The sequence below is a fragment of the Bacillus sp. R45 genome (assembly GCF_021729365.1).
Taxonomy (GTDB): Bacteria; Bacillota; Bacilli; order Bacillales; family Bacillaceae; genus Bacillus; species Bacillus velezensis.
In genome coordinates this window covers 2,317,492-2,333,571 of sequence record NZ_CP091421.1, presented here as the reverse complement: position 1 = coordinate 2,333,571, position 16,080 = coordinate 2,317,492, and the positions used below count along the sequence as shown (strand labels likewise).

Annotated in this window: 20 protein-coding genes; 13 read left to right on the top strand and 7 right to left on the bottom strand. The window is 49.3% G+C overall.

What is annotated here, in order from left to right; all coding sequences use genetic code 11:
* The 3 genes from L3V45_RS11535 to L3V45_RS11525 are packed head-to-tail and all read left to right on the top strand — an operon-like array spanning nt 1 to nt 3,255.
* Nucleotides 1–1,155 carry a cytochrome P450 gene (locus L3V45_RS11535; RefSeq protein WP_058906165.1) on the top strand — a complete coding sequence of 385 codons (1,155 nt, stop codon included), beginning with the start codon at nt 1–3 and terminating at the stop codon, nt 1,153–1,155.
* Between the two features lie 56 nt (nt 1,156–1,211).
* Entirely contained in the window at nt 1,212–2,459 is a 1,248-nt protein-coding gene (locus L3V45_RS11530) for a hydroxymethylglutaryl-CoA synthase family protein (RefSeq protein WP_024085561.1), read from the top strand.
* Nucleotides 2,460–2,508: 49 nt separating this feature from the next.
* Nucleotides 2,509–3,255: a polyketide synthase gene (locus tag L3V45_RS11525; RefSeq protein ID WP_014305356.1), complete on the top strand. Its 747-nt coding sequence runs from the start codon at nt 2,509–2,511 to the stop codon at nt 3,253–3,255.
* A 34-nt stretch (nt 3,256–3,289) separates the two neighbouring features.
* On the opposite strand, the gene proC is transcribed toward L3V45_RS11525, so the two are convergent.
* On the bottom strand, nt 3,290–4,132 hold the full coding sequence (gene proC / locus L3V45_RS11520) for a pyrroline-5-carboxylate reductase (RefSeq protein WP_043867261.1): 843 nt from the start codon (nt 4,130–4,132) through the stop codon (nt 3,290–3,292).
* Nucleotides 4,133–4,526: 394 nt separating this feature from the next.
* Between proC and L3V45_RS11515 the strand changes: the two genes are divergently transcribed.
* The 5 genes from L3V45_RS11515 to L3V45_RS11495 all read left to right on the top strand — a co-directional run bounded on the left by L3V45_RS11515 (nt 4,527) and on the right by L3V45_RS11495 (nt 9,083).
* Nucleotides 4,527–5,486: an MBL fold metallo-hydrolase gene (locus L3V45_RS11515; protein ID WP_194468763.1), complete on the top strand. Its 960-nt coding sequence runs from the start codon at nt 4,527–4,529 to the stop codon at nt 5,484–5,486.
* A gap of 5 nt (nt 5,487–5,491) precedes the next feature.
* On the top strand, nt 5,492–6,268 hold the full coding sequence (locus tag L3V45_RS11510; RefSeq protein WP_025852789.1) for an SDR family NAD(P)-dependent oxidoreductase: 777 nt from the start codon (nt 5,492–5,494) through the stop codon (nt 6,266–6,268).
* A 16-nt stretch (nt 6,269–6,284) separates the two neighbouring features.
* Nucleotides 6,285–7,634: a D-serine ammonia-lyase gene (dsdA, locus tag L3V45_RS11505; protein WP_079005015.1), complete on the top strand. Its 1,350-nt coding sequence runs from the start codon at nt 6,285–6,287 to the stop codon at nt 7,632–7,634.
* A gap of 75 nt (nt 7,635–7,709) precedes the next feature.
* Nucleotides 7,710–8,669 (top strand): type I pantothenate kinase, encoded by a 960-nt coding sequence (gene coaA, locus L3V45_RS11500; protein WP_014305351.1) that lies wholly within the window; start codon nt 7,710–7,712, stop codon nt 8,667–8,669.
* Nucleotides 8,670–8,690: 21 nt separating this feature from the next.
* Complete coding sequence (locus L3V45_RS11495) at nt 8,691–9,083, top strand: VOC family protein (protein ID WP_015388045.1); 393 nt, start codon at nt 8,691–8,693, stop codon at nt 9,081–9,083.
* 1 nt (nt 9,084) lies between these two features.
* On the opposite strand, the gene L3V45_RS11490 is transcribed toward L3V45_RS11495, so the two are convergent.
* The 5 genes from L3V45_RS11490 to L3V45_RS11470 form a co-directional block, all read right to left on the bottom strand.
* Nucleotides 9,085–9,252 (bottom strand): DUF4083 family protein, encoded by a 168-nt coding sequence (locus L3V45_RS11490; protein WP_095324145.1) that lies wholly within the window; start codon nt 9,250–9,252, stop codon nt 9,085–9,087.
* A 91-nt stretch (nt 9,253–9,343) separates the two neighbouring features.
* Complete coding sequence (locus L3V45_RS11485; protein WP_025852785.1) at nt 9,344–10,414, bottom strand: AI-2E family transporter; 1,071 nt, start codon at nt 10,412–10,414, stop codon at nt 9,344–9,346.
* 73 nt (nt 10,415–10,487) lie between these two features.
* Nucleotides 10,488–10,694 carry a YqzH family protein gene (locus L3V45_RS11480; protein WP_003153294.1) on the bottom strand — a complete coding sequence of 69 codons (207 nt, stop codon included), beginning with the start codon at nt 10,692–10,694 and terminating at the stop codon, nt 10,488–10,490.
* Between the two features lie 99 nt (nt 10,695–10,793).
* Nucleotides 10,794–11,138, bottom strand: coding sequence for a YolD-like family protein (locus tag L3V45_RS11475; RefSeq protein WP_003153295.1), 345 nt, complete (start codon nt 11,136–11,138; stop codon nt 10,794–10,796).
* A gap of 14 nt (nt 11,139–11,152) precedes the next feature.
* Nucleotides 11,153–12,379 carry a DNA polymerase IV gene (locus L3V45_RS11470; protein ID WP_003153296.1) on the bottom strand — a complete coding sequence of 409 codons (1,227 nt, stop codon included), beginning with the start codon at nt 12,377–12,379 and terminating at the stop codon, nt 11,153–11,155.
* Between the two features lie 215 nt (nt 12,380–12,594).
* Between L3V45_RS11470 and L3V45_RS11465 the strand changes: the two genes are divergently transcribed.
* The 5 genes from L3V45_RS11465 (at nt 12,595) to L3V45_RS11445 (ending at nt 15,035) form a co-directional block, all read left to right on the top strand.
* Nucleotides 12,595–13,065, top strand: a complete 471-nt coding sequence (locus L3V45_RS11465; protein ID WP_003153297.1) for a GNAT family N-acetyltransferase — start codon at nt 12,595–12,597, stop codon at nt 13,063–13,065.
* Nucleotides 13,066–13,077: 12 nt separating this feature from the next.
* A complete protein-coding gene (locus L3V45_RS11460) occupies nt 13,078–13,422 on the top strand; it encodes an antibiotic biosynthesis monooxygenase family protein (protein WP_043867257.1) in 345 nt (114 codons plus the stop codon).
* Nucleotides 13,419–14,387 (top strand): GNAT family N-acetyltransferase, encoded by a 969-nt coding sequence (locus L3V45_RS11455; RefSeq protein WP_014305347.1) that lies wholly within the window; start codon nt 13,419–13,421, stop codon nt 14,385–14,387. The genes L3V45_RS11460 and L3V45_RS11455 overlap by 4 nt, the downstream gene beginning before the upstream one ends.
* 71 nt (nt 14,388–14,458) lie before the next feature.
* Complete coding sequence (locus L3V45_RS11450; protein WP_014305346.1) at nt 14,459–14,821, top strand: iron-sulfur cluster biosynthesis family protein; 363 nt, start codon at nt 14,459–14,461, stop codon at nt 14,819–14,821.
* Nucleotides 14,796–15,035, top strand: a complete 240-nt coding sequence (locus L3V45_RS11445) for a DUF2552 family protein (protein WP_003153307.1) — start codon at nt 14,796–14,798, stop codon at nt 15,033–15,035. Before L3V45_RS11450 ends, L3V45_RS11445 begins: the two co-directional genes overlap by 26 nt.
* Before the next feature lie 39 nt (nt 15,036–15,074).
* On the opposite strand, the gene L3V45_RS11440 is transcribed toward L3V45_RS11445, so the two are convergent.
* Nucleotides 15,075–15,989, bottom strand: a complete 915-nt coding sequence (locus tag L3V45_RS11440; protein WP_003153309.1) for an alpha/beta hydrolase — start codon at nt 15,987–15,989, stop codon at nt 15,075–15,077.
* Nucleotides 15,990–16,080: the final 91 nt, after the last annotated feature.

Genomic DNA, 16,080 nt, shown 5'->3' with positions numbered 1-16,080 from the left:
ATGACCAGTTTAACAAAAATCAGACAGCAGCAGCCGTACAAGTGGTACCAAACGATGAGAGAAACCTCTCCCGTTCATTACAATGAAAAGGAAGATTGCTGGGAAATCTTCACCTATGATGAAGTGAAGCGGGTGATTTCTGACTACAGTCATTTTTCTTCCGATCATAAATACTTAAGTGCGGACAAGCAGGAAAAAATGATCCGGCATATTAACAAAGACAGCCTTTTGAAAATGGACCCGCCTGAACACACCGTCTTCAGAAAATTGGTCAATCAGCCGTTCATGCCGAAATCGGTTGAGTCTCTTGCACCGCGTATAGCCGCGATCGCTGATGACCTGCTTCAGGCCGTCCGTTCAAAAGGCAGGATGGACATTATTGAAGATTACGCATTTCCGCTTCCGATTATCGTGATCGCAGAGCTTTTAGGATTTCCTCCGAAAGACAGGGATATCTTTAAAAGCTGGGTCGACCAAAGCCAGAATGTAAAAGATGAAAAGAAAATGAATGAAGTGCAAAAGCAGATGATCGGATACTTTATGCAGTTTATTTTACAGCGGAGAAAACAGCCGCAAAATGATTTAATCAGCCATTTAATTTCAGCTGATTTAGACGGAGAGCCGCTGTCAGACAAGCAATTAATCGGTTTTTGCGGCTTGTTGATCGTCGCGGGGCACGTAACGACGGAAAATGTGATCGGAAATTCATTTCTCAGTCTCAAGGAGTTCCCGCATATTCTGCCCCGGCTGCTTGAAAATAAGGCGCTCCTTCCTGACTTTATTGAGGAAGTCATCCGCCTCAGACCTTCCATTCAGCGGGTAACCCGCTACACCGCGGTTGAGAGCGAGATTGGCGGAAAAACGATTCCGGCCGGAGAAAAAGTATATGCGTGGATTGGATCGGCGAACAGAGATGAAAAGAAGTTTGAAAATCCCGATCAGATTGACTTGGGACGAAAGCCGAATCAGCACCTGTCATTCGGTCAGGGCAGCCATTATTGCTTAGGAGCGCCGCTGGCCCGGCTTGAAGCGAAAATCGCGCTTTCCCACTTTTTTGAACAGATGCCCGCATGGCGTTTTACTGAGGATCAAGAGCCGAATCTGGTTCCGAGCCCTGTATTTCACGGCGTTGACAGGCTGCTTGTTGAGTTTTGAACGAAAAAATAAAAGAGGCTTCACGGGAAGCCTCTTTACTCTGGGGGCTTGGAGAAATGAATGTAGGAATCGAAGCAATGAACGTGTTTGGCGGAACCGCGTATGTAGACGTCATGGAGCTTGCGGAACATCGGAACCTGGATAAAAAAAGGTTTGAGAACCTGCTGATGAAAGAAAAAGTGGTGGCGCTTCCGTTTGAAGATCCGATTACGTTCGCCGTAAATGCCGCAAAACCGATTATCGATTCTCTGTCAGATGAGGAACGGAATCAGATTGAAATGGTCATTACCTGTACGGAATCCGGGATTGATTTTGGCAAATCCATCAGTACCTATGTCCATGATTATTTGCAGCTGAAGCGGAATTGCCGGTTATTTGAGGTGAAGCAGGCTTGCTATTCTTTAACGGCCGGGTTTCAAATGGGCGTGAATTTCATCTTGTCGCAAACATCGCCGGGAGCGAAAGCGCTCATCATCGGAACGGATATTTCCCGCTTTTTAGTGGCTGAAGGCGGTGACGCGTTGACGGAGGAATGGTCCTATGCCGAACCGAGTGCGGGGGCGGGAGCTGTCGCGCTTTTAGTCAGCAGCACCCCTCATGTCTTTTTGCTTGATCAAGGTGCAAGCGGGTATTACGGGTATGAAGTCATGGATACCTGCCGCCCGATTCCGGATAGTGAAGCGGGGGATGCTGATCTGTCGCTCATGTCTTATTTGGATTGCTGTGAAAATTCATTTCAGGAATACCGAAAGCGTGTGAGCGGGGCGGATTATAAGAATACATTTCAATACCTTTCTTTTCATACTCCGTTTGGCGGAATGGTAAAAGGAGCGCATCGGACGATGATGAGAAAATTGGCAAAGGCTAAGCCGCAGGACATTGAAGCGGATTTTCAGCAACGCGTGCTGCCTGGGATTCAATACTGTCAGCGCGTCGGCAACATCATGGGGGCCACCGTATTTTTATCTCTTGCCAGCACGATTGATAACGGCTCTTTTGAAACGCCGAAACGCGTCGGCTGTTTTTCATACGGTTCGGGCTGCTGCTCTGAATTTTACAGCGGTGTCGTTATGCCGCAAAGCCGTGCGCGGCAGAATCAATTTCAGATCAGCCGGCATTTGGATGAACGCGTCCGTTTATCAATGACTGATTATGACCGGCTGCTCCAAGACAGCGGCATCGTAAAATTCGGCACAAGAAATGCCGCGCCCGCAGCAGACATCCCGAATGCGCATCAAGGAAAAACGCGATTAGTGCTGACTGAAATAAAAGAGTTTCACAGAAAGTATGAATGGACGACCTAGTATAAGAGCCGGAAAGGCTTGAGTATTTTTAAAGAAACGGAGAATACACATGAATCCAATGATTGATGTACAGGAAACAGAACCGGGCATTGTGCAGGTCACAATGCAGGATACGGCCGGGAAAAACGGGCTGTCAGAAGAGTTTGTAAGAGAGCTGCACCGGGTATTCCAAGACATCAATGCCCATCCGTCCTATAAAACTGTCCTTCTGACGGGTTACGGAAATTATTTCTGCACGGGAGGAACGCAGGAGGGGCTTTTGACCATTCAGAGCGGAAAGCTTCAATTTACAGATTTAAAGCTTCACAGTCTTTTATTGGATTGCAGGATCCCTGTGATTTCCGTCATGCAGGGGCATGCGATCGGAGCCGGCTTTACGATCGGTCTGAGCTCGGATTTCGTCATTTTAAGCAGAGAGAGTTTTTATTCTTGTAATTATATGAAGTACGGATTTACACCGGGAATGGGCGCGACGTATATTGTGCCTGAAAAACTGGGAATTGTCCTCGGGGAAGAAATGCTGTTTACGGCCGCGAATTTCAGCGGCGCCGCTCTGGAAAAACGGGGTGTTCCGTTTGAAGTGCTGCCGAAAAAAGACGCCCTTCAAAGAGGCCGCGAATTGGCCCGGTTGCTGGCGGATAAACCGAGAGCCTCACTGGTTGCGCTGAAAACCAATGTGACCGCACGGATCAAAAGAGAGCTGACAAAAGCGGTTGAGGAAGAGGTAAACATGCACGAAGCCACATTCCATCTTCCTGAAGTAAAAGAGAGAATCAGCCGCTTATACGGCAGTTAAACAGAATGAAAAAAGCATGGGATGCCCCCATGCTTTATGACTGGTCCGTCTTTTGCAGAACGGAGCCTGCGAATTGTTCTTTAATTTCGGCGCTCCGGGCTGCGGTTTTTGCGATGCAGTGCATGATGGCTTCTTCAAAGCGGCGCTCGTCTAATGCGCGAAGGCCTGCTTCAGTCGTGCCGCCCGGGCTTGTGATTTCCTTACGCAGGCGTTCAGGCCGTTTGCTGCTTGTTCTGAGCATTTCCGTCGCCCCGGCCATGGTTTGTAAAATCAGCTCTTTTGCCGTTTCTTCCGGCAGGCCGGCTTGAACGGCGGCCTTTTCCATCGCTTCCACATACCGGTACACATAGGCGGGACCGCTTCCGGCAATGGCTGTGACGGCATCAAGGTGTTTTTCTTCAAAGAGCGTCGCTTCTCCGATTGTTTCCAGAAGCTCTTTTGCCGTCCGGATTTCAGCTTCACTCGCCTCAGAGCTTGCGGAAAAACCGGTCGCCGATTGCTGAATGGCCGCGGATGTATTCGGCATCGCCCGGATGATGGTGAGCTTTCTGCCGAAATATTGCTGAATCGTGTGAATCGTCAGCCCCGCGATGACAGAAATCACAAGCTGATCTTTCACGTATTCGCGAATGTTCTCAATGCTTTCTGCCGCATCTTTCGGTTTAAAGGCGAGAACAATAATGTCGGTATTGCTGAAAAACTCTTCTTTATCCCGGCACGGTTTCACTCCGTACGTTTTTTGGAGCTCTTCAAGCCGGCTGTCATTTGACCGGTTTGTCATATATATATGTCCGGGGGCTGTCATTCCGCTTTGCAGCAGTCCGTTCACCATTGCTTCCGCCATTGATCCGGCCCCGATAAAACCGATTTTCTTCATATAAATCCTCCTTCTTCTAAAACACAAAAAAACCTTCCCGTCAAAAAGGACGAAAAGGTTTCGCGGTACCACCTTACATTAGCACGAATCAGCCGTGCTCAGCTCAAATCCCGTAACGAGGGATACGTTTAGGTTTTCCTAACCGCTCTGAGGGCAGGTTCTGTAAACAAGAGGGCCGCAATGTCTTTCAGCCGGGGACATTGCTCTCTGCTGCCGTTGTTTATATACTAGTTCCTCGTCATCGCGTTCCGTGTTTTCTAGTTTGTTGTTCATTATGCTATGCGAAAGAGCGGGATGTCAATCTTTTTTTCCGATATGCGGCAATAATGACACAGTGAAAAGAAAACGCTAAAATATGATTATTCAGGAATGAAAAGAACGAAGGAGCGTAAACATGGCAGCGAGAAAGATCATTCCGATACGTGTGCCGACTCCGTTTGCAGTCGGCGACGTTATCGTTTATTTAATAAAAGATGAAGCCTTAACCCTTATTGACTGCGGCCCGAATACAAAGGAAGCGGCTGAATCGCTCTCATTTCAGCTTAAGGAACACGGCGTTTCTGCGGCGGATATAGAACAGGTGGTGCTCACTCATCATCACGCAGATCATTCAGGTCTGCTGCACCTTTTTTCCGAGGATACGGAAGTGATCGGGCATCCGCTGAATGACAGGTACATTACTCAGGATCAGTCGTATATCGCCCGGCAGGAGGACTTTTTTCTGTCGCTTATGACTGAAATGGGCGTTCCCCTGACGCCTGAAGACATACATAAAACAGTTAAGCTGTCGTACTTATTTTCTGCAAACCGTCCGTTAACGAAAACAGTGGAAGAAGGCGGGAAAATCGACGGGCTTAACGGCTGGACGGTGCTCGAAATCCCGGGTCATGCCGCTTCTCACATTGCGCTCTACCATGAAAAAAGCGGTGAAATGTTCAGCGGCGATCTGCTTTTGTCCAACAGCTCCACCAATCCGATTCTGGAAGCTCCGGAAAAGGGGGGCGTGCGCGCGGCCCCGATGCTCGACTACTTGAACTCAATGAAGCGGCTGTATGACGTAAACCCGTCCCTTTTATATCCGGGACACGGCGATCTGCTGACGGACGTAAAGCCTGCTTTTGACAGGCGGCTTGAAAAACAGAGAAACCGGTCGGAATATGTGCTGCGCCTGTTGTCAGAGGAAACGCTGACGGCTTTCCAGGTATGCCGGCGGCTGTTTCCGGCTGTGTATGAAAATGAATTGTTTTTAACGATGTCAGAAACGATCGGCCATCTTGACGTACTGGCTGCAAAAGGGGAGGCTGAATCCTTTCAGTCGGGAAAAACTCTGATGTTTAAAGCTGTGAAGGGGTGAAGGAAATGGGCAGATTAACGGATAAGCGGATTTGGATCACCGGAGCATCCGGCGGACTCGGAGAACGGCTTGCATATTCCTGTGCGGCAGAAGGGGCTCATGTTTTTTTATCCGCCAGGCGGGAGGACCGCTTGCAGGAAGTGAAAAAAACGATTACCGCGCGCGGCGGACAGTGTGATGTCATTCCGTTTGACGTCCGGCATGCAGAAGAGGCTGAAAACGTAAGGCGTTTGATCGGTCATGTTGACGTATTAATCAACAACGCCGGCTTCGGTATTTTTGAAACGGCCGCTGATTCATCTTTGGAGGATATGAAGGCGATGTTTGAAGTGAACGTCTTCGGATTAATCGCCTGTACGAAGGCCTGTCTTCCGGTGATGCTTCATGCGAAAAGCGGCCATATTATCAATATCGCCTCACAGGCCGGCAAATTGGCGACGCCGAAATCAAGCCTTTATTCCGCTACGAAACACGCCGTTTTAGGGTATTCCAATGCGCTGCGGCTTGAGCTGGCCGGTACGGGTGTAGCCGTGACAACGGTTAATCCCGGTCCGATCAAAACAGACTTCTTTACAATTGCAGATAAAGAGGGCGGTTATGTGAAAAGCGTCGGCAGATGGATGCTTGATGCCGACCATGTGGCAGAGCGTATTACATCCGTAATTCTGACGGATAAACGGGAAATGAATCTTCCGCGATGGATGAGCCTCGGGACGAAGCTGTATCAGCTTTTCCCTTCGTTTACAGAAAAACTGGCCGGCCGCGCATTAAAGAAAAAGTAACAAGGGGGAGAAAGGAATGTCCGACCTGGATATACACAAGGCATTGATGACAGAGCCTTTAGTCAGGCAAATGGCAGAGGCGCGTGAAGTATTTTGGATCAACCCGCATAAAACCGATGATCCAGTAAAGAATGGCGCTGAATGGAGAAAGGAGATTGCCGAAGCGGAAGAAAGGCTGCGCCGGTTTGCGCCTTATATCGCGTCGGCTTTTCCGGAGACGGAAGCGGCGGGAGGCCTCATTGAGTCTCCGCTTGTCTTCATCAATGAAATGAAAAAGCGTCTGGAACAAAGCGCCGCTCAGGCTTTCCCCGGGCGTCTGCTTTTGAAATGCGACAATGAACTTCCGATTTCCGGTTCTATTAAAGCGCGCGGCGGGATTTATGAAGTGCTGAAGCATGCTGAAGATCTCGCTTTAAAAGCGGGAATGCTCTCAACAGACGATGATTACAGCATATTGACTGAGGAACGGTTTACCGCTTTTTTCTCAAAATACTCTATAGCCGTCGGTTCTACGGGCAATTTAGGTCTGAGTATCGGCATAATCGGCGCGAAGCTCGGCTTTTGTGTGACCGTTCATATGTCCAGTGACGCAAAGCAGTGGAAAAAGGAGCTGCTCCGGGAAAAGGGGGTTCGCGTCATCGAATATGAAGCAGACTACAGTCTGGCTGTCAAAGAGGGGCGCATGCAGGCGAAGCAGGACCCTTATTGTTATTTTATTGATGATGAGCATTCCCGGGATCTGTTTCTGGGGTATGCCGTTGCGGGAAGCCGTGTGAAAAAGCAGCTCGATCAAATGAACATAAAGCCGGGTGCAGATGAACCGCTTTTCGTTTATTTGCCGTGCGGGGTCGGAGGAGGCCCGGGCGGCGTCGCGCTTGCGCTAAAGCTGATCTATGGCGGGCATGTCCATATTTTTTTCGGTGAGCCGACGCATTCACCCTGTATGCTGTTAGGACTGTTTTCCGGCTTGCATGACGGAATCAGCGTGCAGGATATCGGCCTTGATAATCAAACAGCCGCCGACGGACTTGCGGTAGGAAGGCCGTCCGGACTGGCCGGCCCTCTGATGGAGCCTGTACTCAGCGGCTGTTATACCGCTGATGACGGCACGCTTTTTTCACTGCTTTATCAATTAAGAGCGGCCGAGAATAAGAGCCTTGAACCCTCTGCACTCGCCGGTATGGCCGGAGCCGTCAAGTTCGTTCAGACCGAAGCCGGTAACCGTTATATAAAAGAGCGGGGGCTTGAGATGGAAAATGCCGTGCACCTTGTGTGGGGTACCGGCGGAAGCATGGTTCCCAAGGAGGAAATGGAAGAGTACAGCCGGATCGGTTCCTCATTTGTGAAAAAAATGGGCAGACAGTGAGGCGGTTTTCCGTTACAATCTTTGTAAGCGTTTGTTTTTTAATCGGAAAGCCATACAGAGAGATTGGTGTGAATTGTGAAAAGTAAAGAATTGAACTTACATACATTGTATACGCAGCACAGCCGCGAGTCGTGGGCCGGATTCGGCGGCCATCTTTCCATTGCCGTTTCGGAGGAAGAAGCCAAGGCCGTAGAGGGGCTGAATGACTACCTGTCGGTGGAAGAAGTAGAAACGATTTATATTCCGCTTGTGCGACTGCTCCATCTTCATGTCACGTCTGCCGCAAGACGGAATCAGCATGTCAACGTGTTTCTGAAACATCCGCATTCAGCGAAAATCCCGTTTATCATCGGAATCGCGGGCAGCGTCGCCGTCGGCAAAAGCACGACGGCGAGAATTTTGCAAAAGCTTCTTTCCCGTCTGCCGGACAGGCCGAAGGTGAGCCTGGTGACAACCGACGGTTTCTTGTATCCGACGGCGGAATTAAAAAAGAAAAACCTTCTGTCCAGAAAGGGATTCCCGGAAAGCTACGACGTGAAAGCGCTGCTTGAGTTTCTGAACGATATAAAGTCAGGGAAAGAGAGAGTGGAGGCGCCCGTATACTCCCACCTTACCTATGACAGGGAAGAGGGTGCCGTCGAGGTTGTCGAAGGTGCGGATATCGTTATTATCGAAGGAATCAATGTCCTGCAGTCGCCGACCTTAGAGGACGACAGGGAAGATCCGCGGATTTTTGTATCGGATTTCTTTGATTTTTCGATCTATGTGGATGCCGAAGAAAGCCGGATTTTCACGTGGTATTTGGAGCGTTTCCGCCTCTTAAGAGAAACCGCTTTTCAAGATCCGGCTTCTTATTTTCATAAATTTAAGGATTTGTCTGATGCAGAAGCGGATACCATGGCCGCCTCCATCTGGGAGAGCGTCAACCGTCCGAATCTGTATGAAAATATCCTGCCGACAAAATTCAGATCGGATTTGATTTTGAGGAAAGGTGACGGCCATAAAGTTGAAGAGGTGCTGGTAAGGCGGGTGTGATGTGAGGAGGAAGCGAATATTATGATGCATCATATTGAATTGTATGTATCTGACTTGAAAGCCTCCGCCCGGTTTTGGGGATGGTTTTTAGGTGAGCTCGGTTATAGGGAGTTTCAAAATTGGGACGCCGGCATCAGCTGGAAAAACGCAGGATTTTATGTTGTGCTTGTACAGACAGAGGAGCGTTTTTTAACACCGGAGTACCACAGATGCCGGGTCGGGCTGAACCATCTGGCTTTTCATGCTGCGTCAAGAGAGCAGGTTGACGAGATGACGGAAAAGCTGCTTGCCAGAGGATGCCCCGTGCTTTACAGGGACCGCCATCCATATGCAGGCGGAAGCACGCATTACGCCGTATACACGGAGGACCCGGATCGGATAAAGGTGGAGCTGGCTGCGCCTGCTTCTGAATGAACTATAACTTCTCGTTTTTTTCTTCGCGCAGCGCGTCGAGTTTCTTTTCGATTCTGTCCAATTGTATGCGGCGCTGCTTCAAGCTTCTGAATACGTATATCACGGCAAGCAGGAAAAATGCGGCTGCAATAAATGAAATCAATTGAAAAATGACATCACCGATGTTCATCTTTTTTACCTCCGTGTGCGGCGGGCTTCTTCAGCCCGCCGTTTTTTCATTTTAACCAATGTGAAGACATGGGGGATGAATCATTTCTCTCCTAGCTTTGTTTTTTTCTGAGAATGAATAGTTTCTGCATGTGGCTTATGACCACTTTTGCGGCCGCATATCCCGGAATGGCCAGCAGCATCCCGGCAATTCCTGAGAATTTGCCGGCGGCAAGCAGAAGAAAAATAATGGTCAGCGGGTGAATGTCCAGCTTCCGTCCCATAATTTGCGGGGAAATCAGCTGGCTTTCAAGCTGCTGGACAATGACGACGACCGTAATCACCAGCACCGCCTCGGTCGGTGAATCGAACAATCCGACAATGACTCCGGGAAATGTGCCGATCCAAGGCCCGATAAACGGAATCAGATTTGTCACCATGGCGAACGCGCCCAGAACGAGCGGATAATCGAGCCCGATGATAAAATAGCCGATTGTGACGAGAACGCCGACACAGAAACTGACGAGCAGCTGTCCTTGTATGTATGAACTGAGAGCTTCATCCATGTCCCGAAGGATTTGTTTTCCTTCTTTTTGATGTTTTTCCGGAAGAAGCCGCAGCAGTCGCCGGGGGGCTTTATTTCCTTCTTTTAACATGTAATACAGCGCAAACGGAATAATGGCTGCGGTGATGACGGCATTGGCAGCCGTACCGGCCAGACTGCTGAGAGAATCAGCGATTGAACCGGAATAATTTGCGGCTTTGTCCGCTAATTTTTTAAAGGAATCCCCATGCTGAAGCCTGGAAAACCATTTGCTGTCCTGAAGGTGTCCGATCCAATTTTCAGCTTTTGCGGAAAGCTCCGGAATATGATCTGTGAAGGCTGTAAACTGTTTTTGAACGGCAGGGCCCGCCGTATACAGGAAGAGGACAAAAAGGCCGGCTGTTCCCGCATAAATCGCTAAAATCGCGATTCCTTGGGGCAGCTTTAATTTCGCATGCAGCACTCTGACGAGCGGGCGGCACAAATAGTAAAGGACGCCCGATAATACAATGGGCGGAAACAAGGTTTTAACCGTAATCACAACAGGCTGGAACAAAAAGTCTATTAATGTTCCAAGATAAATGATGAGAAATAACAGAAGAACGGCATAGCCGATCTTGAAATAAGGCCCGACAGGCATATCCTGCACCACGCAATCTTTAAGGGTTTACTCTCGGACGTTTCCCTTATCGCCCGGTGCATAAACGTCCGTGTCAGGAAAACTGCCCCTGATTGGTGACGTAATCATAGATAATATCTTCTACATGGGCATGGAGATCCTCATCGGGTTCTTCATTCCTTCTTTCTTCTAAAGCTTTTTTTAAACTCTGTTTTTCATAGGGGCTCAGCGGATCTGTCGACACATTCCGTCCATACTGGCGGAGGGCTTGTCCCAGCATTTTTTCTATAAATTGATCCATCATATATTCTCCTATTCTTGTCATTCATCTTTATTCTACTAAATATCATGTGATCCTCCCACTCTTCTATCATATTTTCTGTCAGGACGATTTAGGCTTTTATTCCAGTTCAGCCGAGAGAATAAGATGAAACGGCAGCGTTAACGCATCTTCATCGTTTATGATTTTTAAACGTTTTTCGTCATGCCTCACTTGTTTCACCCATCCCCAAAAGCGGCGGGGGCCGCGTGCTGAAGCATAGGTGACCGAGATGGCTCTGTCTTCTTCAATCGACGCCGCAATGATGCGGTTCATGTCGTTCAGTTGCTCTGCGCTCAGTTCCGGAGGCCGGAATTCCCGTTCTTTTCGTTTTTTCGCAAGCAGCTGCTCCCGATGTTCGGGCAGCATCATCCGGCTTGATTCCCACATGACATTATACCCGGGTGTTAATTTGTTCGGATTCATGTATATCACCTCAATTATTTGTAATGCCCGCCGATTTTTTCAGCCCGGTGAAAGGCTTGGCCGGCCTCTGTCAGTGAAGCGGCATGGAGGAGCGACGCAGGGCCGTACCGCTCATGAATATCATCCAATACTTTGCCGAGACTGATCTTTTTTTCCTGAGCATCAAACAGGCTCAGCTGAACATAATCACAGGGCTCCAGCTGGGAAAGGGAGACGCCGGCGCTGCGGACGGGCTCACCGTTCCAATGCTCTTTGAAGAGCTTGACCGCCGCTTTAAAAATATCCATTCCGAAATTAGTCGGAGACACCAGCTTTCTCTGTCTGTGAAAACCTGAAGGGAATTCAAAATCAGCGCCTCTGATGCTGACCGAAACCGTATGGCCGATGTATTGTTTGAAACGGGCGCGGCGGGCCACTTCTTCGCTTAACTCCAACAGCACGACTTTGATATCCTCAAAGCGGCTGTAGTCTCTCGGGAGGGTCATGTTATGGCCGATCGCTTTTTGCCGGCTGTGCGTGTTGACGGTGACCGGAGAGGGATCGATGCCGCGGGCTGTCCGCTGAAGCAATTCGCCGTTAATGCCCCAGCGTTTTTTCAGCAGTTCGGCGGGGTGCCCGGCAAGCCCGCCGATTGTGCTGATGCCCATCCGTCTTAAATGATGCTCCATCCGTTTTCCGATGCCGAATAATTTTCCGACCGGCAGCGGCCACAGATCCTCCCTGATATTTGACATATCCAATCTGTGGATGCCGGATGCGTTTTTTTTGGCAAAATGGTCGCAAGCCATTTTCGCGAGCGCCTTATTCGGCCCGATGCCGACACGGGCATAAATTCCGAATTCACGCATAATCGCTTGCTGAATGCTTTCGGCAATTGTAAAAGGATCACCGAACAGCCGCCTGCTTCCGGTCACGTCGAGAAACTGCTCATCGATGGAGTAGGGTTCTACAAGATCGGTATACCGTTCAAACAGTTCGGTAATCATGACGGATACATCAATATACCGCTGCATCCGCGGACGGACAATAACGGCGTCGGGACATTTGGCCTGCGCTTCCCACAGCCGTTCGGCATTTTTTACGCCGTATCGTTTGGCGAGCGGACAAGCCGCAAGCACGACGCCGCTGCGTCTTTCGGGATCTCCCGAGACAATCACGGGCCGGCTTTTGAGATGAGGCGCTTCCGCTTTTTCCACAGACGCATAAAACGATTGCATATCAACAAGAAGAATATCAGCCATAAAAAAACCTCCGAGAACGTTTGTTCTGTTTTTCATTGTACCCGAACAATGATCACGTTTATACTGGTAAATCATTCCCCGGCTGGAAGACGTGCTGATTCGTTTGCTTGAAAAGAAATCATTTACAATTGCAAACAACCCACATATAATTTTTTATATTCCAATGAGAAGAGCTGACATTCATTTTGCCGGACGAAAAGGAGAGTCAATCGATAATGGATATTCGAACAATTACCTCTGAAGACTATGAAATGGTTACGTCTGTTTTGAATGAATGGTGGGGCGGCAGGCAGATGAAAGACAAACTGCCGCGCTTGTTTTTTGAACATTTTCAGGACACGAGCTTTATCACGTACGGGCCGGAGGGAATGACCGGTTTTTTAATCGGTTTTCAGTCACAATCAGACCCTGAGACAGCCTACATTCATTTTTCCGGTGTGCATCCGGATTTCAGAAAAATGCAAATTGGAAAACAGCTCTACGATCGATTTATGGAGACGGTGAAAAAAAGGGGCTGCACAAAAGTCAATTGCGTGACGGCGCCCGTCAATAAAGTATCAATCGCTTATCATACAAAATTAGGCTTTGAAGTTGAAAAAGGAACCAAAACCGTAAACGGAATCCCTGTTTTTGCGAATTATGACGGTCCGGGAGAAGACCGGATTCTGTTTGTGAAATATATGTAGAGGGGGATGAATATGGGTTTTTTAGCTGACACGCCCAAACCGCCCTATTATGCGGTCATTTTTTCATCAATAAAGGGAAAATATGATGAGGAATATGAGCATACGGCAGAGCGCATGATGAATTTGGCAGGCGGACAGCCGGGCTTTTTAGGCGCGGAAAGCGTTCGGGAGGAAAACGGCTGCGGCATCACGGTTTCCTACTGGGACAGCCTGGAGTCGATTAAAAGGTGGAAAGACCATACTGATCACCGGGCGGCAAAACAAAAAGGAAAAAGCGCCTGGTATGAAGCGTACGCGGTCCGCATTACGAAGACGGAGTCACAGCGGATGTTTGCGTCAAAAGGGGCGGAAGATTGATTACATTTTTACGGCATACACAAGAACAGACGGCGCGGGAAATTGCGGCGGTTCAACGCTGCTCTTATCAAAAAGAAGCCGAGCTGATCGGCTTTTTCGGCATTCCAGCCCTGCATGAAACACCCGGTGACATACAGCGGTCACGGGAGACGTTTGCCGGTTTCAAGGAGAAAGATCAGCTTGCAGGCGTCATTTCGTATGAAAAAAAGGGATATGACCTTGTCATATGCAGGCTGACGGTGCACCCGTCCGGCTTTCGGAAAGGAATCGGACGGGCGCTTATTCAATTTGTGATAGACCAAAACCGGGACGCCCAAAAAATAGAGGCGGCTACCGCCAGTCAAAACGTTCCGGCAGTCTCTCTCTATTTAAAAACCGGCTTTACAGAAGCCGGACAGACAGAGACGCCGGAAGGGCTGACCCTCTCGTTTTTTCATCTTTATCCGAAGAGGAAAGCGGAAGTTGTTCCGTACAAGCCGGAATGGAAAGAGATGTTTGAAAGAGAGAAGGCGGACTTGATCCGAATCTTCGGCCCCGCACTTCATTCTGTCAGCCATATCGGCAGCACCTCCATCCCGGGAATGGCCGCAAAACCCGTTATCGATATACTGGCGGAGGTCAAAGATATTTCAGATGCTGACCGATTCAGCCCGCAGCTGGAAGCACTCGGCTATGAGGCGCAAGGGGAAAACGGGATAGAGGGCCGGCGTTTCTTTCAAAAAGGCGGCAGCAAGCGCACACACCACGTCCACATATACGAAACAGGCCATCCGGATGTGAAGCGCCATCTGCTGTTCCGGGATTACCTCACTGAAAAGCCTGAAAAAGCGGCTCAATACATGGAACTGAAACGGCGGCTCGCTAAGGCATACCCGTACGATACGGCAAAGTATAGTGAAGGGAAAAATGACTGGATCAAGGCGGCTGAACAAGAGGCAAAGGACTGGGAGAGCGGGCTGCTGTAAAGAAAGCAGAAACAATGCATACAGCGGCTCGGTATGCTACAATGGCGAAAATGAAAAACGGAGGATCATCTATGCAAATACATGTGACGGATGCGGCGAAACACACACTTCAGCAGGCGATGGACGCCAACCCGGGGAAAAAAGCGCAGCTCCGCTATGACGCAGAAGGCTGCGGGTGTGCGGTGAGCGGCGTGCCGACCATCTGGCTGGCGGACGAATTAACGGGACAATGCGAAGCCATTGAAACCAACGGACTTCCGCTTTACATCCAGACCTCACAAAAAGTGTTTTTTGACGAGGAAATGACAATCGATTACAATGAAAAGGCAAAAACGCTCGTCTTAAAAAGCCCGGCAGAGATGCTGAGCCCGAGAATGAGCATATTAGTAAAGCAGGGAGAAACGGAAAGTGAATCAAAAGCTGAAAGCCATTAAACAGACGGCACAGCATAAAACGTGGGTATCCTTTCTGAACAACAACCACCCGTACAGTCTGCTGCACTGGTCCATCGGAGGCGCTGAATCCGTTCAGAAGGATGTCTGGCTGCTTCAGGATGAGATGACCTTCAAAGCGCAGGAGTTTACGACAATCGACCTCGCCATTGACTGGATCGGAGAAAATATGGACGGGATTACCGACGTTTTATGACGGGAAAGCGAAAGAACCAGCATACGTTCTTTCGCTTTTTTACGTTTGCGTCATGGTATCTAAAAAGGTTTGAACGGCTTTGCGGTAGCTCTCCGGATTTTTGGTGTACGACATGGCATGCCCGCCCGATTCGGCCAGATAGAGCATCTTCGGGCCGCGTTTTCTGCGGTGCAGCAATTCGGAAGAAGCGGGAGGTATATAATCATCTTCCTTACTGTGAATAAACAGCACGGGCTGCCGGATTCGGCTGATAACCGATAGAGGCGATACATCACGGATACGGTATCCTTCTCTCATCCGCAAAAAGAAATCAGCCAAAGGCAGAAGCGGCCACGGAGGCAGCCGGAACTCCCGCTTCAGTCTGTAGGCGAGCTGATCGCGAAAGCTTGCGAACGGACAGTCCGCAATATAAAAATCAGCGCCTTTTTCATCCTGATGCCCGCCCGCGTATAATAAGGCCGTCACCGCTCCCATCGATTCCCCGTGGATGCCGATTTGACCGCCGTCTCCCGTTTTGTGTCTCACCCAATTCACGGCTTCTTCCAAATCATCTTTTTCAAAATAGCCGTAGCTCGTCGTTCTGCCGCCGCTTTTTCCGTGCCCGCGGTGGTCATATACGAGCACATTCCAGCCTGAATCTAAAAATAAATCCATGTATTTCAATGAATTGAACGAATTTACGGTAACGCCGTGACAAATAATCATGGTGTTTGCAGTATGATGCGGGGCGACGTAAAAGCCTTTGATCTCATACCCGTGGCGTGACAGGATGACGGCCTCTTCTTTTTCCATGGCCTGAAAGGAATCAAATCTATCATGCCCGTCCGCCGTTTCTTTTTTCATGATATCTTCATCCGTCTTTTTCTTCATAAACATAATGAGATTCGTAAAAGCGAATCCGGCAGCCAAAAAGACTGCGCAAGCCGAACCGAACACCGCCAGCCATTTTTTCACACAGGCACCCTCCTTTCATATGAAAAATCCTTCCTCCGGCTTTTTGGGACCGTGAACGTTGCCGGCCGCCGGCGCTCCGTGGTACACTTGC